We start from the raw sequence: 21402 nt of genomic DNA, 5'->3' as shown, positions 1-21402 counted from the left end.
GGCCGCGTGAAAGTCGCTGTCGGGGCCGACCATGGGGGTTTCCTTTTTAAGCAGGCACTCCTCAGTTACATGACATTGCTGGGCTACCAGACAGTAGACCTGGGCGCGTACAATGAGGAGCCATTGGACGATTATCCCGATTTTGCCCGGGCTGTGGCAGTGACCGTGCGCTCGGGGGAGGCACAAAGAGGCATACTGGTGTGCGGAAGCGGCGTGGGTGCTTCCATAGCCGCGTCAAAAATTCCCGGCATACGAGCAGCGGTCTGCCATGACACCTATTCCGCCCATCAGGGGGTGGAGCACGACGATATGAACGTTCTTTGCATGGGAGAGAGGGTAATCGGCCTTGAGCTGGCAAAAGAGATCGTAACGGTGTATCTCGGGGCAATCTTTTCAGGAGAAGACCGGCATATGAGAAGACTCCAAAAAATAGGAGCCATCGAAAGAGAGTTCCTGAAGTCCTCATAGATGTGATTCTTGAAAGGAGAAGGGCGAGGATGAGGGCAAAAGAATATGATAAGATTATTGACAGCAGATTCCTTCAAACCTGCGACATAACGGCTGAATCCCCCAGTCTGGAGCCTTTTACCATGGTTATCTTCGGTGGCGCCGGCGATTTGACGCGGAGGAAGCTCCTGCCTTCCCTTTATCATCTTTTCAGCAAGCATGAGCTGACGAAGACCTTTTCCGTTCTTGCCTTTGACAGGCTCGACCTGGGTAAAACCGGATATCTGTCGATGATGGAAGAATCGGTCCGGACTTTCGAGGATGAGCCTTTCAATGAGCAGACGTGGAATGAATTTGTGCCGCACCTGCATTTCATGTCCGGTTCTTTCGAGGACGATGCGAAATATGAGGAGTTGAAGAAGCGCATGGAGGAGATCTGCCGGCCCGACGGCGAAAGCGGCAGATTGGCGGTGTATTACATGGCGGTCCCTCCGCAGGTGGCCCCCGTGGTGATAGAAAAAATGAAATCCCATGACCTGTGCAGGAACTCTTTTCCGACAAGGATCGTAATGGAGAAGCCTTTCGGCACCGATCGCGTTTCTGCGGCCCGGCTGAATGCCATACTTACAAGCGGATTTAATGAAAACCAGATATACAGGATCGACCACTATCTCGCCCGGGATCCGGTTCAGAACATTATGTTCTTCAGGTTTTCGAATACCCTCTTCGAAGATGTATGGGACCGGCGTTACGTCGACAACGTGCAGATAACCGTCGCCGAGGAGATCGGGGTCGAGCACAGAGGCGTATTTTACGAAGAGGCGGGCGTGGTGAGGGATATCGTGCAGAATCATGTGATGCAGCTTCTCGGAATGATTGCGATGGAGCCATCCATCGGTTTTGAGGCCGATTACGTCAGAGATGAAAAGCTGAAGATCATGCGCTCCATCAGGCCCATGGACTCCGAATATATCAGAAAATTCACCGTTCGGGGCCAGTATGGACCGGGAACGGTGAAGGGGGCTCCCGTCATAGGATACAGGGAGGAGCCGGATGTTTCTCCCGATTCCATGACTGCCACATTCTTCGCAGGAAAATTTTACGTGGACAACCTCAGGTGGGCGGGTGTGCCCTTCTTTGTCCGCACAGGCAAAAGAATGCCGACCCAGGTGACGGAGATTTGCATCGAGCTCAAGCGGCTTCCTCTCAGGCTTTTCGGGAGGACCTGCGATGTCCTGGAGCCGAACGTATTGAAGCTCACTCTGCAGCCGGATGAGCGCATATCGCTCCGCTTCGGCGTTAAATATCCCTATTCGAACAATCAAATCTATTTCGTCAACATGGTATTCAGTTATGAGGAAACCTTTAAGATGCACGTACGCAGTCCCTACGAAAAACTCCTCTCCGACATTATACGGGGGGATCTCACTCTTTTCGTGAGGGAGGATGAGATTGAGGCCATGTGGGCGGTGGTAGATCCCATTATTTCGGCATGGGAGAAAGAGAAACCCCTCGATTTTCCCAACTACGGCGGGGGAGCCTGGGGCCCTGCGGAGGCGCTGCAGCTAATCGAGCAGGAGGGCCGTTCCTGGATCACCGCGTAAAAGAGCTCTATCCGCGGCACCGGGGTGAGACCGTGTGGAGGACCGGAGGTGACAAATAAGGAGGGCAAAGGGGATGGTCGGGCGATCGTTTTTGAGAACGAATCCTCACGCATAGCCTTTATTCTGAATATGTGGTGTGAGATCGAATCTGCATCGCTGACCTCACGGGGTGTCATGAATGTGGCCCTCTCGGGCGGTCGGACCCCTGTCCCTCTTTATCGGACCCTGGCGCGCCGGAAGGACGGGCTGAACTGGAAGAAGACCCATATTTTCCTGGTAGACGAAAGATTTGTTCCGCCTCTTGACAAGGAGAGCAATTTCCGTATTATAGAGGAAGCTTTTTTGAAGGAGGCTGTCGTGCCCCGCGAGAACATCCATGAGGTGAAAATGGGGCCGTGGAGCCCCGAAGAAGGGGCGGGAAGGTATGAAGAGGAACTGAGGAGTCATTTCCGGCTGAGGGCAGGGCAGTTCCCTTGTTTCGACCTCATGCTTTTGGGAATTGGAGAAGACGGCCATACCGCATCACTATTCCCCGGCAGTAGCGCGCTCGAGGAAGGGAGCCGCCTCTCCATAGCAGCCCAGGCTCCAAAGGCCCCTCACGTGAGGATAACCCTTACCCTGCCGGTAATAAATCATTCCGATAGGGTACTATTCCTCGTGTCCGGGGTCGCGAAGGCGAAGGCCCTGAAAAGAACGGTCGAGGGGGAAAGAGGGAATACTCCGGCTGCCCTGGTGAAACCCCTTTCAGGAAAACTGTTCTTCCTTTGTGACAGAGAGGCTGCCGGATTACTGCCGAAAGAAGCATATGAAATTGCCGATTAAAGGATATACAAAGAAAGGGATGGTGCCGATATGAAGAGGGCCAGCGACAAGGAAACAGAGGCAATGAAAGAAGGGTTGGCGAGGCAGGTATTTTACCTGGGTCCCCATGAAGAGGCGGTCAACAAGCGGGCGAGGATGCTGTCGGAAGAGCATTTCGTGGAGCGCCTCTGGCAGAAAGACGGGAGCCTGTGGAAAGAGGATGCAGCAATTATCGACCAGATAAAGGGCAGCCTCGGCTGGCTCGACTCACCCGGAAAAATGGCTTCCATGATAAACGATATTTATGAATTCACCTCAGAGGTCTTTGCAAAGGGAGTGAAGGAGGCGGTCCTCATGGGAATGGGAGGGAGCAGCCTCGCGCCCCTTCTTTTCGAAAAAACTTTCGACCGTGGCCGGGGCGGAATGCCCGTCAAAGTCCTCGATACCACCGATCCCGCGACTATCCTGGCTATCGAGAGATCGGTGAGCCTCAAGGAGACGCTATTTATCGTGGCAAGTAAATCGGGCTCCACTGCGGAGCCTAACGCCTTTGACCATTATTTTTATTCGAAGATGGAGGAAATAGAGGGTCTGTCAGCCGGTGGAAATTTTGCTGCCATTACCGATCCAGGAAGTCCCCTGGAGGCTGAAGCCAGGAAACGCTGTTTCGGAGGAATTATTCACAATTTCAAAGATATTGGAGGGAGGTATTCGGCCCTTTCCTTCTTCGGGCTTCTTCCGGCTGCACTCATGGGCCTCGATGTGGAGAAATTGCTTCTCCGGGCGTTGAGAATGGCGAAAGCTTGTACTCATGCATTGCCCGTGGTCGAGAATCCGGGCGTTATGCTGGGAGCGGCCATGGGCGAGCTGGCCCTGAAAGGGATCGACAAGCTCACGTTCCTCATCGCTGAGCCTTTAAGCGCCTTGGGGCTTTGGCTCGAGCAACTGGTTGCGGAAAGCCTGGGCAAAGAAGGACTCGGTATCCTGCCTGTGGTTGGCGAGCCTCCCGGCGCGCCTTCGGACTATGGCGATGATCGGCTTTTTATCGCCATCTCTGCGGCGACCCACAAGGACCTCTCTTTTGAAAAATCGGTGGACGCACTCAAGCGCGCCGGTAAGCCGGTCATCGTGATCCGCCTCAATGATCTTTATGACGTGACACAGGAATTCTTCCGTTTTGAGATAGCTACCGCAACGGCGGGACGGATAATCGGCGTGAACCCTTTCGATCAGCCGAACGTGCAGGAGAGCAAAGACGTAACAAAACATCTCCTTCACGAGATTGAAGTTGCCGGACATCTTACGGAGCCGGAGCCGATAGCCCGGGAAGGAGAATTGAGCTTTTTTGGAGACGGCGAGGGCGGAAGCGGCGAAGGCCTTCTCAAAACTCTTTTTTCCTCCCTTCGCTCCTCCGATTACGTGGCCTTGCAGGCATATCTCACCGAATTGGATTCCACTACCGAGATCCTTCAGGGAATGCGGGCGGCCATAAGGCTGCATACGGGATTGGCCACCACCATGGGTTACGGACCTCGATTCCTCCATTCAACGGGTCAATTTCATAAAGGAGGGCCCAATACGGGCGTATTCCTTCAGTTTACTGCAGATGACGCGGAAGACGCAGCCATTCCGGGAACCAAATATTCTTTCGCTATTCTTAAGAGGGCGCAGGCGGTAGGCGACATGGAGGCGATGAAAAAACATGGCCGTCGCATAGTGCGGGTCCATCTTGGACGGAATGTCGAACCGGGGCTCCGGAAAGTGTTGGCCATGGTGAACGAAACGCTGCCTTAATATAGCGGGAGAAAGGCCCGGCACAGGCCATTCCTTTAAATGAATTGGTTTTTATTTGCGCCCGAACCTATACTTTTTCGGTCCGGGCGCTTTTATTTGATGTAATTTTACTTCAGTCTTGCCTCCACGGCCGCCCAATCGATGTTCTTGAAAAAGGCGGCGATGTAGTCCGCCCTCTTGAGCCCGTAGTCGAGCATAAAAGCGTGCTCAAAAACGTCCATGATGAGCAGGGGGTTGCATCCCGCGGGATGACCGACGTCATGCTCGTTGATCCAGAAATTGATCAATTTGCCCGAAGTGGTATCCTGATAGAGCACGGCCCAGCCGATCCCTCTCATGGCTCCCACTCCCTTGAAATCCTTCTCCCATGCCTCATAACTTCCGCAACTCTGGGCAATTCTCTTTGCGAGGGGACCCTCATTGTTGATCTGCCGGCCCTTTCCCCCAAGGTTCTCGAAATAGTATTCATGGAGTCTCATGCCGTTGAACTCCCATCCGAGACGCCGTTTCAATTCCGCGAATTCCGGAGAGGCCGCCTTATCCTCTTTGACCATCTGGGCGAGTGTATCGAGAAGCTTGTTCGAATTTGTCACATATCCCTGGTACAGGGTAAAATGATTCTTGAGAAGGTTTTCGCTGAAGCCTTCCATACCGATAAGCTTTGAATAATCCTTGGCTGCGTACATCGTAGGTCCTCCTTTGAGTTTTTGGCCATCCGGCCGGGGAGCGGCCAGAGCATTCCGGTACGTGACCGCAATCGCCCCCATGGCTGAAAGGGTGATGAAGGTCCGTCTGTCGAGTTCCATATTTCCATCCCAGAGTCTAATTTTCGACGGTCTTTTGTTATCAGATGCCGCCTGAGCCCATAATGGTGGAAAAGTTAAGTATCCCCGGCAATAATTTCAACCGATTGCGGAAGATGGCGATCATAATTTAAGAAACGCATCTTTGGGTGCACCGCAGATCGGACACTTCCAGTCATCCGGGAGTTGAGGAAAGGCCATTCTCTCTGAGTGTTCCTCATAATGGAATCCGCATACCTGACAGGCCCACGTGTCAAGGAGGGGACTTTCCATTTTTGAATATAGTACCTGCCAGATTCTTTGTAAAGGCAGGCAGCATGAGTCTAAGGCCCTGGCGATGATGGAAATAGAATCGCGAAGGGATTATCTTATCTACATCCTTCGGCAGCCGATAAGGATTTTCGGAGGGTCCGGATGGGAGGTGAGGCAGGAGTGCGTCCACGTGAGCGGGTTTCAGGCTTGGTTCGCCCGGATGCCCGGCGGAAATGGAGAGAAGAGATGAAGAAGGCGGCATGGGGAAGGCAACAATAGCCCTGAAAAACGCCGGTAGAATACGCCATATTGGGAGGAAAGTGACCGATTGAAAAGTTACAGGCAGGAATTATGGTTCGAGGTGCCCGCACGCCGGGGATTTATAAACATTACGGATCGGGTGGAGGAGTGTCTCAGGTCAAGCGGCGTAAGGGAGGGGTTGGTTCTCGTGAACGCCATGCATATTACGGCTTCCGTTTTCATTAACGACGACGAACCGGGTCTTCACCGGGACTTCGAGCAATGGCTCGAAAGGCTCGCCCCCCACGAACCCCTTTCCCAATACAGACATAATGTCGGTGAAGATAACGGCGACGCCCACCTGAAGCGCTCCATTATGGGAAGAGAGGTGGTGGCGGCAATCACGGAGGGGCGGCTCGATTTCGGCCCATGGGAGCAGATCTTCTACGGTGAATTTGACGGCAGACGCAGAAAAAGGGTTCTCGTAAAGATTATCGGTGAGTGAGAGCTGAGGAAAACGAGGCGTAGTGCAGATGCATTCCATGGGCCGGATGGCAATTTTTCTTGACTATTGAGGGCAAGTGTAGCTTAGAATATGCGAATAACCCTTTAAGGGTCCGGCCGAACTGTCCGAGAATATTAGTGGAGGACGATACGTGAAGGATTCACAGTTATCGGAGTGGAGAAACCCTTTTGCCCTTGTATTTCGTTACGCGGGCAGAGAGAGTATACGCTTCGTAAGCGATCTCGGCGCCATGACGGTATTCTTTGCCCTGTCATTTGCCAATATCTTCCGTCGTAAACAGCTCATGGAGATTGTGAACCAGGTTTATCATATCGGCGCCGGCTCGTCCCTTATCGTCATGCTCGTGGGCTTGTTCACCGGCATGGTCATGGGGTTGCAGCTATTCTATACCCTCGTAAAGTTCGGTTCCGTGGGCGCCCTGGGGTCCGCCATATGCCTTTCTATCATCCGGGAGTTGGGTCCGGTGCTTACTGCCATAATGATTACCGCGAGGGCGGGCTCCGCTATGACCGCGGAGATTGGGATCCTCCGTATTTCAGAGCAGGTCGATGCTCTCTACACCATGCGGATCAATCCCGTTAGGTATCTCGTCAGTCCCAAGCTCGCCGCCTCAATTATAAGCTTTCCTCTCCTTACCGCTTTTTTTGATCTCGTAGGGATCATCGGGGGATATATTACCGGCGTTCTCCTGCTGGGAACGAATGCCGGTACCTACTTTTACCGGGTTCAGTCTTCAGTCGACATAGTCGATATACGGGGCGGGTTCATAAAATCCCTTGTTTTTGCAGTGATCGTCAGCACCATCTGCTGTTTCGAGGGATATTTCTGCCATATGCGCGGCGACAGCTTCGGCGCCAAAGCGGTAGGGTTCGCCACAATATCTGCAGTGGTGATCTCCTGCGTCACGATACTTGTAGCAGATTATGTGATCACGTCTTTTCTCATGTGAGGCCGGGCCATGGAAATACCTTTAATAGAATTTCGTAACGTGAGCAAGCGGTTCGGCGAGAAAACCGTGCTCCAAGATGTAAATGTCAAGATATATGAAAATCAGATCACCACGATCATCGGAAAGAGCGGCACCGGGAAGAGTGTATTTCTCAAGCACATTATCGGCCTGCTCAAACCGGACAAGGGTGAGATTCTTTTCCAGGGAAAGTCGGTAAACCAGATGACAAAAAAGGAGTCGGAAGAATACCGGAGCGCCATAGCCTACCTTTTTCAGAACAACGCGCTCCTCGATTCCATGACCGTTTTTGATAACGTTGCCCTGCCTCTCAGACAGACGACGAACCTCCCTAAGAAAGAAGTCGAAAGACTGGTATTGAAGAGGATACAGGATCTGGAGCTCGTCGAGGCAACGTTGAAATATCCTTCCGAACTCTCGGGAGGGATGCAGAAAAGGGTTGCCCTTGCGCGGGCCCTCGTCACCGATCCGAAAATAGTGCTTTTTGACGAACCGACCACGGGCCAGGACCCCATAAGAAAAAACATGATTCTCAGCCTCATTGCCCAGGCAAGGAGGAAATTCGGTTTTACCGCTGTAATGATAAGCCATGATATTCCCGACGTCTTCTTTATCTCGGATCGTATCGTCATCCTTTGGGAAGGGAGTGTCGGCTTCGAGGGGACCTACGAGGAGGCCATCAAGCGCAAGCTGCCGCTCATTGACGAATTCCTGCGAAGCCTGGAAGGGTTCCAGGACGAGCTGACGGGGCTCCTTTCAAGGGAATCTTTCAGGGTCCACTATTCGGCCATGCTGGGGACTTCGGCGAAGGTGCCCACCGCGTCCGCGGCCCTTTTCAGCGTGGAATTCGATCTGCTGAATGAAAACCTCGGCCCTCAGGTGGCAGTGGAAGTGCTCAGGGCCCTGGGCGAATATACGAACCGCCACTTCAGCCCCTTCGGGGGGTTTTCGACCCGCCACAGCAGGGATCAGATACTGACCATTTTCCCTCATACTGATGCCGGGGAGGCGCGGCAGCTGGTGTATAGTTTCGCTCAGGAGTTGCAGAAGGAGGCGCTCGCCCGGATCAGGAGCATCGCCGGCTCGAGGGTCAGCCCGTCAGTCTGTTTTGATGTCTATATACGAGCAGGGATCGCGGAAATATCCGGCAGTGACGAGATAGACCAGATATTGGAGAAAGCTAAGGTGAAGCAGGAAATCATCGCAGTGCATCAGTGCGATTTCGGAGGTAATGGGCAATGAAGAAATATTCCGTCGAGACCACCGTCGGTATTTTCGTGGTTGTGGGAATCCTTTGTGTGGGCTACATGGCAGTGAAACTCGGCAAAGTCACGGTGCTGGGGGAAGATACCTATCCGCTATTCGCCAGGTTCGGGACGGTTGCCGGCCTCAGGGTCGGAAGTGCCGTCGATATTTACGGCATCGAGGTGGGGCGCGTGCAGAGTTTGAGCCTTGATGGCGAAAGGCAGATGGCGCTGGTCCGGATGGACGTGAAGAAGGGTATAAAGATTTACGACGATGCTTCGGCCACGGTAAAAACCGCGGGTCTCATAGGAGACAAGTATATAAGAATCGATCCGGGAGGCGGGGGGGAAGTTCTGAAAGGCGGGGCCACCATCACGGAGACCTCGGTGCCTGCGGATATCGAAGATTTGATAGGAAAAGTGGCCTTCGGAGATGTGAAGAAGGACTCGGGATCAGATGCAAAAAAGAACGGCAAGTGATGAGGGAGGAATAGACCTTATGAAAAAAACGCTCGCTCTGTCAGTGCTTCTCCTATGTTTTGCCATGTCCTCACTTGCTTTTGCGGGTGTAGCTCTCGATACGGTGAAAGCGAATGCGAACGGAGTGCTCGATGTGCTCAAAGACCCCAAGCTTAAAGGGGAAGCGGGGAAAAAAGTCAAGGAGCAAAGGATTGAGCTCGCTGCCGAAAAATTGTTCGATTTTGTGGAGCTCTCCAAACGGACACTGGGAATGAACTGGAACAAGTTTACCCCGGAGCAGCGCAAGGAATTCGTGCAACTCTACAAAAAGATCCTCAAAGATGCATATGTCGATAAGATAACCTCCTACACGAACCAGGAGGTCAATTTCACCAAAGAGGTTCCCCTTGCGGAGAATATGGTGGAAGTCCAAAGCGTGGTAGTGTCAAAAGGCTCCGAAGTGAATATATTCTATAGGGTCATGAAAAAAGGAGAGGAGTGGAAAGTGTACGATGTGGTGATAGAAGGCGTCAGTCTCATCAATAATTATCGTACCCAATTCAGAGAGATACTCGGAAACAACCCTCCCCAGGTCCTTCTCGATACCTTGCGCAAGAAAGGCGCGAGCAAGTGATTACATGAAGCATGCCTGTTTCCGGAAGACGGTTATAGTCACCCTCTATTTTTTCATCATGGCGGGCCTTTACTGCGCTGCGGGATATCAGTCGGCATATTCAGAGGAAAGGGTCGTCTCCCCGCCGATTGCAACGCCCGAAGAAGCAGACAAAGGGGCTATCCGGTCGTCGGCGGGGGTTCTTGCGGCCAATAAGGCTGCTCCCGAAGCCGCGGACGAGTACGGGGATGTCACCGGGAAAGACGTGGGAGGCAAACCCGCGGCTGAAGATGAGTACGGAAATGTGAAGGAGGGGAAAGAAGAGGCTGAGGGCGAAGGCGCCCGTATCGCCGACCCCATCGAGCCCTGGAACAGGGGGATGTACCACTTCAACGATAAGCTCTATTTCTGGGCTCTCAAGCCGGTCGCCCGGGGTTACAAGGCAGTCCTTCCCGAAGATATACGGGTAATTATCAATAACTTCTATTTTAATCTCAAGGCCCCTGTTCGCATCGTAAATAATCTCCTTCAAGGGAAATTTAAATTTGCAGGACTCGAAGTCTCCAGATTTCTCATAAATTCTACGGTTGGAGTAGGGGGTTTGAGAGATTGTGCGAAAGAATGCTTCGGGATTACGGGAAGAGAGGCTGATTTCGGACAAACCCTCGGAAAATACGGCCTGGGTCACGGGTTTTACATAGTGTGGCCCTTCCTCGGACCTTCAAGTGCCCGCGACTCCGCTGGCTTTGTGGCGGACTGGTACCTGGTGCCCGTCACCTATATCATCTGGCCTCCGAGCGCAAAAGACGATCTCGTGAACCCGTTGAGCGTGATTGTCTACACCCACAACACGATTAATTATACGACCTTCCATATCGGGGAGTATGAGATGCTCAAGAACGCTTCCATCGATCCTTATGTGTCTATGCGTGATATATATGCCCAATACCGAAAGAAAAAGGTGGAGGACTAAAACCTGAAGTCCCCGTAACTTTGCGCCCCCTCAGGGGGGTTTCGCCCTTGACATAAGAGGGTTTCAATCCTTACTTTCATTTTAATAAAATACGCCCGGATAATTTCCGAGGTCCATCCCGAAAAGCCTCTTGGTTCGGGAAGAGCCGAACTTGTTCTAAAGAGAGCCCTCTATTTTATGACAGGAACCGGCGGTATAGCCGATCACATCCGGACCCGGAGAAAAGGGCGGCGATGCCGGAAGGAGAGTGTTTGAACACTGTACCCGTTGAGAGACCACAGTCGCTCCTATCCCATGTGAAGCTATTTTTTGCCCTTTCCAGGACGCCCCACGGCGTTCTCGATATGGCTACTCCGGCTCTTGCAGCCCTCCTCTGGTTAGGGAGTATCCCATCCCTCGGTGTGGCCCTACTTGGCGTTATGACAGCTTTTGCGGGGTATACTGCGGTCTACGCGATCAATGATCTTGTCGATTACAGGGTCGACAAGCTGAAGCTGGAGAGGGGAGGTTTCCGCGATACCGGAGATTACCTCGATGCCATACTCGTGCGCCATCCAATGGCCTATGGCCTCCTGTCGTTCAAGGAAGCGGTTTTGTGGACGATCGGGTGGTCTTCCGTCGCCCTTGTGGGAGCGGCACTATTGAACCCCTTTTGTGTGGTGATTTTCGTGGCGGCATGTCTCCTCGAAACGGTCTATTGTCTCATGTGGAAGACGAGCTATCTGAGGACCCTTGTCAGCGGGGCGGTAAAAACTTCGGGCCCGGTGGCAGCCGTGTATGCCGTAGATCCCAACCCGGACCTGTCTTTTCTTCTTCTCCTCTTCCTCTGGCTCTTCTGTTGGGAGATAGGGGGTCAGAATATTCCCGCGGATTGGACCGATATAGAAGAAGACCGGTCCCTTCACGCCCGCACTATACCGGTTAGTTTCGGACCGGCGACGGCAGCGGTAATCGTCATGATTTCTCTTGCAATCGCAGTCGGGTTAAGCGGACTGATTCTCGGCCTTCCCCGGGGCCCGGTGGAATTGGTATGGAGTTTTTTCCTCCCGGCCGCGGGGGTCTATCTTCTCCTTCTGCCGGCATACCAGCTTTACGTAACCAAAGACCGGCGCGAGGCAGCCCAGCTTTTCAACCGGGCCAGCTATTATCCTCTGGCCATCCTCATCCTTGTCGCAGCAAAGGTCCTTTCATGAGAAACGGAAGGCCGGGCAGTAATCGGTGAAAGAATTTCTCCCCGCCGAACTGGCGGAATTGGACGGAAGAGACGGCAAGCCGGCCCATATCGCCCACGACGGCAAGGTATATGATGTGAGCGGGTCCGGGCTATGGCCGAAGGGCGTCCATATGATGCGCCACCACGCCGGGGCAGACCTTTCCGCCGACATAGGCGCTGCGCCTCATGGGCCCGAAGTGCTCGAACGATACCCTTTCGTGGGGACCCTCAAGAAAGAGGAAGACAGGGGAGGAAGAGTTCCCCCCGGGCTCCTGCGGCTTCTTCTCCGGTTTCCCTTTCTCAAACGTCATCCCCATCCCATGACAGTCCATTTTCCCATCGTATTCATGTTTTCCGCGGCGGCCTTCACCATTCTCCATCTGGTCACAGGGTCCCGGGGATTCGACGCGACGGCCCTGAATTGCCTGGGGGCGGGTATTCTGCTCACGCCCGTTGCCATGGCTACGGGCTACTACACGTGGTGGCTCAATTATATGGCGAAACCGATGCGTACGGTATCACTCAAGAAACGGCTCTCCCTGCTCCTTTTTATTCTGAATATTGTTATTTTTATATGGCGAATGAGCGTACCGGACATACTTCTTTTCAGAAGTTACTGGACCTTTCTCTATCTCCTTCTGATGGTATCCCTCGTGCCGCTTGTCATCATTCTTGGCTGGCTGGGTGCAACCCTGACTTTTCCTGTGGAAAAAAAATGAGGGGCCCCTTTCCGGAGCGAAAGAGGTCCGTTCCCTCCACCGGAATGCGATTCCTTCAAGGGGTGGACGTTCTTACTGAAGCCCTGATGATTCCCGCCGTCATTACTGCACATACATAGACCGTCACGGGCCACACAGGATGAATATACCTTACCAGGCCGAAAAGGAAAGAACCGCCTACGATCGCGATCGTGCCGAGGAGGGAGGCGAAGGCGAAAGAGCTTTCGATCCTGCCTTTGATCCACCCCGCACAGACCACATATACGACAGCACTCAAAAAAACGGCAAGCCAGGTAATCTCCCGGAGGATCTCTTTGACGAAGAGACCGAGGAGCAGCGAGATGCCGCTCAAGACGAGGGTAGTGATCCTGGAGGCGAAAAGAAGGGTTGTATCGTTCTTGATTTTCAACATGGGGGCCACATAACCTTTTACCGCAAGAGTGGTTGCCCCCATCAGGAAAGGTGAGCCCGAGCTCATAAGGGGCGCCCACATGCCCAGGAGGAAGAGGACGGCCACCACGGGCGGCATGAGAGGGAGGAGCTGGGGCAGGGCGGATAAGGATGGAATCGAAGGAAAGAGGGCTTTTGCCGTAATCCCGCATAGGGCCGCCATTACCACCACGGGTATGGCCAGGAAATTGCCTATGAGAATCCCTTTGCGCCCTTCCGCGATACTCTTTGCTGCGGAGGCCGTATTGATCACGGGTTGAGCCAGGACCCCCAGGGTGAGGTTGATATAGGCCCAGCTCAAGGCCTGTGCGGGTCCCAGATCGCCGAAAACCGTAAAAAAGTGCGATTCCGGGGATGTCCGGGCCAAGGCTCCGCTGTCAAGGATGACCCAGAGCCCCCCGATGAAAATGCCGATGAATATGACGCATATATGGATCAGATTGGTGTAGGCGGTTGCCACAAACCCGCCCACTACGTTATAGAGCGTGAAGACCGCGGCAGTCAGCGCCATCCCCGCTCTCATCGAGATCTTGTCGCCGAGAATAAACGACAGGATGGCCCCGCCCCCCACGATCTGCATGGTAACGGCCCATATGGAGAATACGAGCTGAAGCAGGCCCGCAAGGCGCGCGGTTTTTCTATCGTAGAGATTGTCCACTACGTCGAGTATTGAATAGGTCTTCCGGCCGCGCATGATGCGCGGAAGGGCTGCGGCGGTCACGCCCATGGCAACCCATATACCTGCTTGAAACCATAAGGCGCTTATGCCGTGGATATATGCCCCCTGCGCCATCCCCACGACCGATACTCCGCCTATCCACGTGCCGGCGACAAGGACGGCGATGAAAGGAACGGAGAGGCCTCTGGATGCGACCAGATAGGCCTCCGAAGAACGGGATTTTTTAGTGGCATAAAAGCTGACAAGCCAGAGAAGGCATACATACCCGGCTATGGAAAACAGGTAAACCCCCGTCACGCCGACCTGCCCTTTCCCATCTTATCTCCTTTTCCCGGCCCCCCACGGTAAAAGATCTTTGACGAGGCCACTCTTCGAAATATCACTTCTTCTTGAAAAACTGGTCCAGCCTTTCCTTGAACTGATCTTTTCCGCCCAGCTCAGTCACATAGAACCTTTCCTTATCGAGATGAGTCGAGAGGCCCTGAAATACGGAGTGGTTCACCAGGTCTTTGAAGGCGGCAATCGTCTCCATGGGCAGGGCGATCAATTCATTGACCAGTTTCTCCAGGTTGTGATCGAATTCATTGTCATCCCACACAAAATTAACGAGACCGAGCTCTTTTGCCTCGTCCATCGTAATATTGCGGGACAGAAGATAGAATTCATTGAACTTCTTGATGCCCATTATGCGGGGGAGAAAAAGGCTGCCGCCCCCGTCGGGGGTGAGGCCGATTCTCCTGTATCCCATATTCATGACCGTGTTTTTCGATGCAACCGATATATCGCAGGCGAGGCAGAGACCGAGTCCGGCACCCACCGCTACGCCCTCCACGGCCGCCACGACAATCGAGTTCATAGTGCGGATGAGGCTGATGCTCTTGTGAAGGGAGCCGGCCATGGAGTCGATAAGGGAGCTTCTGTCTTCGCTCTGTTTGAACTCGAGGATGTCGCCGCCGGCACAGAAGGCCTGTCCTGAGCCACGGATCACGACGATGGAGCTTTTTTTGTCTTCCGCATTCCTGAGGGACCGGTAAAGGGCCGGCAAAAGCTCGGAATCCATGGCGTTCTTTTTTTCGGGCCTGTTGAGCAGGATGGTGCATACCCCGCCTTTATATTCTTCTCTCACCGCATCCATGAAGTACCTCCTTTATTAAACTTAAAAATATGGGGAGAGACATGCGACAATCGATCGTGCACGTCCCCCACTTATGCCCGCTGCGAAAATAGACCCATGAAGCGGTATTTGTTCCCATTATACACCATCTTCAAAAAAGCGACTATTTAAAGGACCCCGAACCGTGCCCCCCGGTGCGGGCGAATATGCCCGTTGGAGACGAGAGACGCCTCCACTCGATTCATGTCTCTATTTCTTCACCTCTCTGCCGATTTTTTTCTCGATTGAGCCGACCTTCTGCTCGAGGCGGCCGCTCTTCCCCTTCCTGATATCAAGTTTGAGGGACGAGTATATCCTGCCGCAGTCGGGTTCGAGAAGGGCATAGGATTTCCCGATTATTGCCAGGGCTTCTTCGAGGGTTTCCACTTCGATGATAGTGCCCATAGGAGTAAGTTTATAGCTCACGCCGCTCTTATCGATGGCATCGATAATTCTGCTCACGTATTGGCTGACGCTGTCTCCCTTATCTGTCGGGAACATAGCGAATTCAAGCATGACGGACATAGGTCACCTCCGGTTTTAGATGTGCAGATTATACGACGGGGTCCCGTTGATTTCAAGGCAATCCGTCTGCTCCCGGCCATTCATCTTTTACCGCACAATTTCCCGGTATGGGACATGCTCGCGGTGCAGGCGGGGCCTGAGGGCCCGGGCACGCGTTGACTCAGGGCGGAGGATGTGGTATCAACTCGGATGGAGCGGCGCAACGCCGCCCGACCAAAGCCTTCGGAGGAGAGAGATGAGTGCAAAGTTGAGAAGCAAAGGTTTAAGTCCGGATGTTCCCCAGTACTATATGCGCAGGGTTTTCTTCAAGGCAATGGGCGCCACCGATGAGGACCTGGAGAAACCCCTTGTGGCGATCGCCAACACGTGGAACGAGGTCCTTCCGGGATCGTACCACCTCGACCGTATCGGTGCGGCCGTGAAGCGCGGCATACAGCAGGCAGGAGGGATGGCAACCATTTTCAACGTGCTTGCTCCTTGCGACGGCCAGGGGAGCGGGAACGAAGGGTTTAAATACGTCCTGCCCAGCCGGGACCTCATCGCGGCTTCGGTGGAGATGATGATAGAGCACGCAAGCTACGACGCCGCCGTGATGATCGGTACCTGCGACAAGATCGTGCCGGGTCTTCTCATGGCGGCCGCACGGTGCAACCTTCCCACGGTGGTATTTACGGGCGGCTACATGCCTTCGGGCAACTACAAGGGAGACAGGCTCGACTGCTCCTCTATGGGCAAGTATTTTGTCATGTACAAGGAAGGAAAGATCTCGGCGGAGGAATTGAAAGAAGTCGAAGGTCTCGCCTGTCCCGGACCCGGTGCCTGCTGCCTCATGGGCACGGCGAACAGTATGTGTATTGCGGCCGAGGCTGTCGGTCTTTCCCTTCCCGGCAATTCTTCCCTCTGCGCGATCGATCCTGCCCTCGAGAAGCTTGCCGAGGAGGCGGGCCGGAAGGTGATGGAGCTTCTATGGAAGGACATAAAAGCCCGGGACATAATGAACCCCGCGGCATTCAAGAACATGGTGAAGGTCTGCTGCGCCACGAGCGGCTCCACCAATCTCACCCTTCATTTCCCCGCCCTTGCCCATGAGCTCGATTACCCCTTCACTCTCGATGATTTCGAGAATATAAGCCGTGACACTCCCTCCATAATGGAGATAAAGCCCTCCGAGCCCAAATATCTTATGGAAGATTTCGAGCGGGCGGGAGGGCTTCAGGGGGTGATGAAATCGATGGAGAGTCTCCTTGACACGAGCGTGATGACGGTGAAGGGAGAGACGCTGGCGCAGAACCTGAAAGACGTCACGGTAAGGGACAAAGAGATAATCAGGCCTCTTTCGAATCCAAAGGGAGAGAACGGGGGGATTGCGGTGCTGAAGGGCAACCTCGGCGTCTCCGTGGTGAAGCAGACGGCCGTCCGGCCCGAGATGCAGAGGCATAAAGGCCCGGCCCGCGTATTCGAGCAGGAGGAGGATTGTATCGAGGCTCTCCTCTCGGGCAAAGTGCAGAAGGGGGATGTCCTGGTGATCCGGTACGAGGGCCCCAAGGGCGGCCCCGGCATGAGAGAGATGGTAATGGCCACGTGGATGCTCAAAGACCTCGGCCTCGACACCTCGGTGGCCATCATTACGGACGGACGTTTTTCAGGGACTTCCGGGGGCCCCTGCGTGGGCCATATAGTACCTGAAGCCGTAATGGGAGGCCCTATAGCGGTGCTTGCAGACGGGGACATGATCGAGATTGATATCCCGGAGCGGCGGCTCTACGCGGAAGTGAGCGACGAAGAATTTTCCCGCCGCCTGGCGGCATGGAAGGCGCCGGAGCCGAAGATTACGCGCGGCTACCTCGCCCATTTCGCAAAACATGTGACGAGCGCCGATAAGGGGGCATACCTGGATTAACAGAGAAGAGGGACCCGGATCCTTATTTTCCGGACCGGGTCCCTGCTGTGTTACTCTTACAATTTTTTGTCGGTTATTGCCTAAATATTCGGGTGGGCCTGAAATATGGCAAAATCTCTCTGGCCTCTCTTCTCGGCTTTCATGAGGACGCCCGACGATGCAGAGACGATCTCATCAAAGATTCGTCTGCCGGCTCTTTCTACCCCTTCCTTGCCCTTCAGTATTCCGCTCACATCCATATCCATATTATCTCTCATCCCCAGATAGGTCTGATGGTTTGCGGTAATTTTTATCACCGGTGCAATGGGCGATCCGCAGGGCGTTCCCCTTCCCGTGGTAAAGACGACCACCTGGCTTCCTCCGGCCACCATCCCTGTAAGCTGTTCGATATCATGGGCGGGAGTGTCCATGTAGATAAGCCCCTCTTGTGAGGGAGACGATCCATACTCGATGAACTCCTCCACGGGTCCTGAGCCCGCCTTGTAAATGCATCCGAGCGATTTTTCTTCCAAAGTGGTAATGCCGCCTTCTATATTCCCGGGGGAGGGGTTGACCTCCCTTATGTCCTGGCCCGCGGCGATGGCTTCCTTTTCCCACCAGGCCACGGCGTCAAGTATTCTTCTGCCTATTTCCGGCGTGCGGGCCCGTCTCGCCACGATATGCTCGGCTCCGATCAGCTCGGGTGTTTCCGAGAGTATCACAGTCCCTCCTTCCGCAGTGAGAAGGTCGCAGGCGATCCCTACTGCCGGGTTCGAAGCCAGCCCTGAGGTGTAATCGGAGCCGCCGCACTCCGTGCCGAGGATCAGCTCGCTCAAAGGGAAAGGCTCCCGGACCTGCCGGGCCGCGGTCGCGATCATCTCTTTTACGATCTTTCTGCCCCTGGAAACGGTTTTACCCGTCCCCCCCTCATTTTGTATCGTGATAATCTCCACCCTCTTGCCGGAAGGCTCTATGGCCCCGCCTATCTCCTCGGGAGCGAGCTGCTCGCAGCCGTTGCCCACTAAAAGGACGGCGAAGACGTTCGGGCTAATCCCGAAGCCTACCAGTGTCCTTTTAAGCATTACCCGGTCACGGCCCACCTGACCGCACCCGAGAATGTTGGGAAGGCAGACCGCGCCCCTCATACCCCTCACTATGGCCTGTGCGGCCCCCTGGGAACAGCCCACGCTCGGGATGACGAGCACGTGGTTTCGCGTCCCCGCCTTTCCGTTCGATCTTCCATATCCCTGAAAATGGATCACCCGCCCCTCCTTTTGCCGCCGCGCACGTTGTGGACGTGAACATACGCCCCTTTCCTGATCGGTGCGGTGGCCGTTCCGATGGACTCTCCGTATTTGATTACCGATTGCCCCTCCTCGAGGTCGCGAAGGGCGAATTTATGGCCCAAAGGGATGGGAGAGAGGAGTTTCACCTTTTCCACCCCTCGTCCCATGTCTACCGCTACGGTGGCATCCGCTTCGAGGGGCACAAGGGCGGTGGCTACATTATCTCCTGTGCTCAAGGCCAGGGCTTTAGTTTTCTCTTTCATACCGCCTCCGGATATTTGTGGTGTTGTCGGAAACCCTGACCAGCCCCTCTTTCAGTCGATGACGGGCACGATGAGCCCACCCGAAGGGAATATGGCTACCTTGGCCCGGGAATAATCCTTTTGGAGCAGTTTGATCCCTGCCTCCACAGTAGGAGCATGCTCGAATCCCATGGTCCCGGCATGGGATTCGGAAATCATCGATGAAACAAGGATGGTGCGAATCTTCGGCCGGATGATGACGCATTTCATCGCCATATTGAATTCGAGAGGTTTATCAGGCAGGAACGGGAGGCTCTGACCCATGGCCTCCCGCACGTAAGCCGCGGGCTTATCATGGGACCGCTCCCGGATGATGTCGAAGGATGCCAGAAATTCATCAGGCAGGGGGTGCACTGTAGGGACGGAAAGAAGAATGGCGCCCGATTCCTTGGTGATCTTATCGGGTGCGGCGAGGCCCTTCGGGAATTGATGGGCATGGGTATGAGGATAGGTCGAAGTAATGGTGATATCTACTTTTTCCTCGAACCGCACCCCAAGTTCTTTAAAACAGACTTCGACGGCTTTGGAAAAAGCCGCATCGAGGCTGCCGCCGATTACGCGGATAACGTCGCCGAACCGGTTGTATACGCAGTTTATGGAAAAGTCGAGCCCCACCGCACGGGCAACCCTCATGCACGCCTGATGAAAAGGGTTCCCCTCCGTCCTGCCTGCCGTCGATGCGGGATCGATGGTATTTTTCATATGGTGGGGCCTGATATAGGCGAAATTGGAGACTCCGGGCATTATGATTTTCGGTCCTCCCCCATAACCCGCCATCGGGTGGGGTAAAATGGAGCTGATACCGATCTTGATATCCGCTCCCGCCACATGGGGATTGATCCTGACCTCCTTTTCTTCTCCCGGAACGGAGATAGAAACGAGGTCATCACCCCATGCGTTATGCTGCACGATCCGGTAGGAGGCAGCCACCTTCTCGCCCACCTTGGCTATGAGATCATTCGCGGGCACGGGCGCATGGGTCCCCAGGGCAACCACGATAGTCACCTTCTCCGGCGGGTGCCCCTGCTCCGCGAGAAAAGGCAACAGGACCGAAAGTATGGCCGAAGTGGGGGTCGGTCTTGTGCAGTCATCGATGATTATAGCAACCGTCTTCCCGGCCGTCACAAGTTCTGCAAGAGGGAGACCCCCGACAGGTTTCAGGAGGGCTTCACGGGTCATCTGCTCTACCGGGAGAAGAGAGCCCTCCAACCCCGCGGCCGCAAAATCGACAGCTTGCCATTGTGCCGGTAAGGAGAAGTACTCCTTTCCTTCCCTGCTGGTGCACAAGTGATATTTCTTTTCCATTCCTTCCTCCTCCTTCCCGCGTCTGTTCTTAAAATTATACTACCCTTCCGTGAATGCAGTCAAACTGTTTTGTATACTGTACTTCAGCGAAAGGCCCATTCGGCGAGGAAAATTATCTTGACAACTATTTTCTTCTAAGGTACCGTATACACCCATGAAACAACGGATTCTTGAGGAACAGCTCACCATACGAAAAAAAGTGTACCACTATATCCGTGAAAAAATACTGACCGGCGCCATCGCCCCGAATGAGAGGCTGGTGGAGACGAAGATTGCCGGAGAGATCGGTACGTCGAGGACGCCGATAAGAGAGGCCCTCCACAATCTGGAGATAGAGAAACTGGTAAAATCGATCCCGAGGGTAGGATATGTGGTGGAGAGTATGAGCGCGGAGGACCTCGAGCAGATCTGCGAGCTTCGCGAGGCCATAGAAGTGCTGGCGGCGCGCAGGGCATTGGAGAGGTCCCATAAGAGGCTCGCAAAGGAGCTCGCCGCGAACGTGACGCGCCAGGAGCAGGCGATTGCCGCCAAAAATCTGAATGTCTATATAGATCTGGACACAAAATTTCATGAGACTATCGCGAGATTGAGCGGCAGCGATCGCGTGTATGAACTGGTGCAGACCTTACGGCGGCACATGCTGCGCTATAGTATGTATGCCACCCGCTTTGTAGAGACGGCGCTTCACTCCATGGAGGGTCATAAGACCATACTCCGGGCCATTGAAAAGGGTGATGTGGACGTCCTGGCCCAGGCGATCCGGGACCATCTCGACAAGGCACGAAACGACATCGTTCACAGCGTTTTCAGCACCGAATACGAGAATGACTAAAAGGCGCAATCCTTTTGTATTGACAAGTATGCCGATTCTTTTTAGAATGGAAACGAGGGGTTATTTCGGTATACAAAAATACTTTGAGGAGCGTGGAATATGAAGAAATCGGTCTGTTTTTCTGTCCTTTTTGGCGCCGCATTCATCTTCTTCCTGACTTGTCCCTTCGGGCATGCAGCTGATAACATCAAGGTAGGCATTGTCGATACTTACACCGGCCCTGCGACCGCATTCACCCAGGATGTGCTGGACGGATTCAAGCTCGCCGTCGACAAGATCAATGCCAGAGGGGGAGTGCTCGGCAGAAAGATAGAGTACACGACGCGGGACGAAAAG

General features: G+C 54.1%; 22 protein-coding genes. 15 read left to right on the top strand and 7 right to left on the bottom strand.

What is annotated here, in order from left to right; all coding sequences use genetic code 11:
• Nucleotides 1-6 precede the first annotated feature (6 nt).
• The 4 genes from rpiB to VGJ94_00555 are packed head-to-tail and all read left to right on the top strand — an operon-like array spanning nucleotide 7 to nucleotide 4646.
• Complete coding sequence (gene rpiB, locus VGJ94_00570; protein ID HEY3275085.1) at nucleotides 7-468, top strand: ribose 5-phosphate isomerase B; 462 nt, start codon at nucleotides 7-9, stop codon at nucleotides 466-468.
• A 29-nt stretch (nucleotides 469-497) separates the two neighbouring features.
• Nucleotides 498-2051, top strand: a complete 1554-nt coding sequence (zwf, locus tag VGJ94_00565; GenBank protein HEY3275084.1) for a glucose-6-phosphate dehydrogenase — start codon at nucleotides 498-500, stop codon at nucleotides 2049-2051.
• 48 nt (nucleotides 2052-2099) lie between these two features.
• Nucleotides 2100-2873, top strand: coding sequence for a 6-phosphogluconolactonase (pgl, locus tag VGJ94_00560; protein HEY3275083.1), 774 nt, complete (start codon nucleotides 2100-2102; stop codon nucleotides 2871-2873).
• Nucleotides 2874-2903: 30 nt separating this feature from the next.
• Nucleotides 2904-4646 (top strand): hypothetical protein, encoded by a 1743-nt coding sequence (locus tag VGJ94_00555; protein HEY3275082.1) that lies wholly within the window; start codon nucleotides 2904-2906, stop codon nucleotides 4644-4646.
• A 107-nt stretch (nucleotides 4647-4753) separates the two neighbouring features.
• On the opposite strand, the gene VGJ94_00550 is transcribed toward VGJ94_00555, so the two are convergent.
• Nucleotides 4754-5452 (bottom strand): Fe-Mn family superoxide dismutase, encoded by a 699-nt coding sequence (locus VGJ94_00550; protein ID HEY3275081.1) that lies wholly within the window; start codon nucleotides 5450-5452, stop codon nucleotides 4754-4756.
• Between the two features lie 577 nt (nucleotides 5453-6029).
• Between VGJ94_00550 and VGJ94_00545 the strand changes: the two genes are divergently transcribed.
• From VGJ94_00545 to VGJ94_00510, 8 genes are all read left to right on the top strand, one after another.
• On the top strand, nucleotides 6030-6446 hold the full coding sequence (locus tag VGJ94_00545) for a secondary thiamine-phosphate synthase enzyme YjbQ (protein HEY3275080.1): 417 nt from the start codon (nucleotides 6030-6032) through the stop codon (nucleotides 6444-6446).
• Between the two features lie 151 nt (nucleotides 6447-6597).
• Nucleotides 6598-7416 (top strand): ABC transporter permease, encoded by an 819-nt coding sequence (locus VGJ94_00540; protein ID HEY3275079.1) that lies wholly within the window; start codon nucleotides 6598-6600, stop codon nucleotides 7414-7416.
• 9 nt (nucleotides 7417-7425) lie between these two features.
• Nucleotides 7426-8676, top strand: coding sequence for an ATP-binding cassette domain-containing protein (locus tag VGJ94_00535; protein HEY3275078.1), 1251 nt, complete (start codon nucleotides 7426-7428; stop codon nucleotides 8674-8676).
• A complete protein-coding gene (mlaD, locus tag VGJ94_00530) occupies nucleotides 8673-9158 on the top strand; it encodes an outer membrane lipid asymmetry maintenance protein MlaD (protein HEY3275077.1) in 486 nt (161 codons plus the stop codon). Before VGJ94_00535 ends, mlaD begins: the two co-directional genes overlap by 4 nt.
• Before the next feature lie 19 nt (nucleotides 9159-9177).
• On the top strand, nucleotides 9178-9771 hold the full coding sequence (locus tag VGJ94_00525) for an ABC transporter substrate-binding protein (GenBank protein HEY3275076.1): 594 nt from the start codon (nucleotides 9178-9180) through the stop codon (nucleotides 9769-9771).
• A gap of 4 nt (nucleotides 9772-9775) precedes the next feature.
• Nucleotides 9776-10723, top strand: a complete 948-nt coding sequence (locus tag VGJ94_00520) for a VacJ family lipoprotein (protein HEY3275075.1) — start codon at nucleotides 9776-9778, stop codon at nucleotides 10721-10723.
• Nucleotides 10724-10974: 251 nt separating this feature from the next.
• Nucleotides 10975-11916 carry a UbiA family prenyltransferase gene (locus tag VGJ94_00515; protein HEY3275074.1) on the top strand — a complete coding sequence of 314 codons (942 nt, stop codon included), beginning with the start codon at nucleotides 10975-10977 and terminating at the stop codon, nucleotides 11914-11916.
• Between the two features lie 25 nt (nucleotides 11917-11941).
• Nucleotides 11942-12655, top strand: coding sequence for a DUF2231 domain-containing protein (locus tag VGJ94_00510; GenBank protein ID HEY3275073.1), 714 nt, complete (start codon nucleotides 11942-11944; stop codon nucleotides 12653-12655).
• Between the two features lie 55 nt (nucleotides 12656-12710).
• Here VGJ94_00510 and VGJ94_00505 read toward each other — a convergent pair whose 3' ends face one another.
• From VGJ94_00505 to VGJ94_00495, 3 genes are all read right to left on the bottom strand, one after another.
• A complete protein-coding gene (locus tag VGJ94_00505) occupies nucleotides 12711-14081 on the bottom strand; it encodes a hypothetical protein (protein HEY3275072.1) in 1371 nt (456 codons plus the stop codon).
• An 82-nt stretch (nucleotides 14082-14163) separates the two neighbouring features.
• Nucleotides 14164-14919 (bottom strand): enoyl-CoA hydratase/isomerase family protein, encoded by a 756-nt coding sequence (locus VGJ94_00500; protein ID HEY3275071.1) that lies wholly within the window; start codon nucleotides 14917-14919, stop codon nucleotides 14164-14166.
• Between the two features lie 228 nt (nucleotides 14920-15147).
• Complete coding sequence (locus VGJ94_00495) at nucleotides 15148-15462, bottom strand: MTH1187 family thiamine-binding protein (protein ID HEY3275070.1); 315 nt, start codon at nucleotides 15460-15462, stop codon at nucleotides 15148-15150.
• A gap of 235 nt (nucleotides 15463-15697) precedes the next feature.
• Here VGJ94_00495 and ilvD point away from each other — a divergent pair, with 235 nt between their 5' ends.
• Nucleotides 15698-17362 (top strand): dihydroxy-acid dehydratase, encoded by a 1665-nt coding sequence (gene ilvD / locus VGJ94_00490; GenBank protein HEY3275069.1) that lies wholly within the window; start codon nucleotides 15698-15700, stop codon nucleotides 17360-17362.
• Between the two features lie 80 nt (nucleotides 17363-17442).
• Here the strand turns inward: ilvD and VGJ94_00485 are convergent, their stop codons facing one another.
• From VGJ94_00485 to VGJ94_00475, 3 genes are read right to left on the bottom strand one after another with little or no spacing between them, the layout of a single operon-like run.
• Nucleotides 17443-18603: a UxaA family hydrolase gene (locus VGJ94_00485; protein HEY3275068.1), complete on the bottom strand. Its 1161-nt coding sequence runs from the start codon at nucleotides 18601-18603 to the stop codon at nucleotides 17443-17445.
• Nucleotides 18600-18890, bottom strand: a complete 291-nt coding sequence (locus VGJ94_00480; protein HEY3275067.1) for a UxaA family hydrolase — start codon at nucleotides 18888-18890, stop codon at nucleotides 18600-18602. Before VGJ94_00480 ends, VGJ94_00485 begins: the two co-directional genes overlap by 4 nt.
• A gap of 51 nt (nucleotides 18891-18941) precedes the next feature.
• Entirely contained in the window at nucleotides 18942-20234 is a 1293-nt protein-coding gene (locus VGJ94_00475; protein HEY3275066.1) for a lactate racemase domain-containing protein, read from the bottom strand.
• A gap of 154 nt (nucleotides 20235-20388) precedes the next feature.
• On the opposite strand from VGJ94_00475, the gene VGJ94_00470 reads away from it, so the two are divergent.
• Both VGJ94_00470 and VGJ94_00465 read left to right on the top strand, forming a co-directional pair.
• Entirely contained in the window at nucleotides 20389-21066 is a 678-nt protein-coding gene (locus VGJ94_00470) for a GntR family transcriptional regulator (protein HEY3275065.1), read from the top strand.
• Between the two features lie 99 nt (nucleotides 21067-21165).
• Nucleotides 21166-21402, top strand: a 237-nt coding sequence (locus VGJ94_00465) for an ABC transporter substrate-binding protein (protein HEY3275064.1), incomplete at its 3' end; no start/stop codon positions are given.

The sequence above is a fragment of the Syntrophorhabdaceae bacterium genome (assembly GCA_036504895.1).
GTDB lineage: Bacteria > Desulfobacterota > Syntrophorhabdia > Syntrophorhabdales > Syntrophorhabdaceae > PNOM01.
The sequence above is the reverse complement of the archived record's forward strand: the minus strand, read 5'-3'. Positions and strand labels throughout refer to the sequence as shown.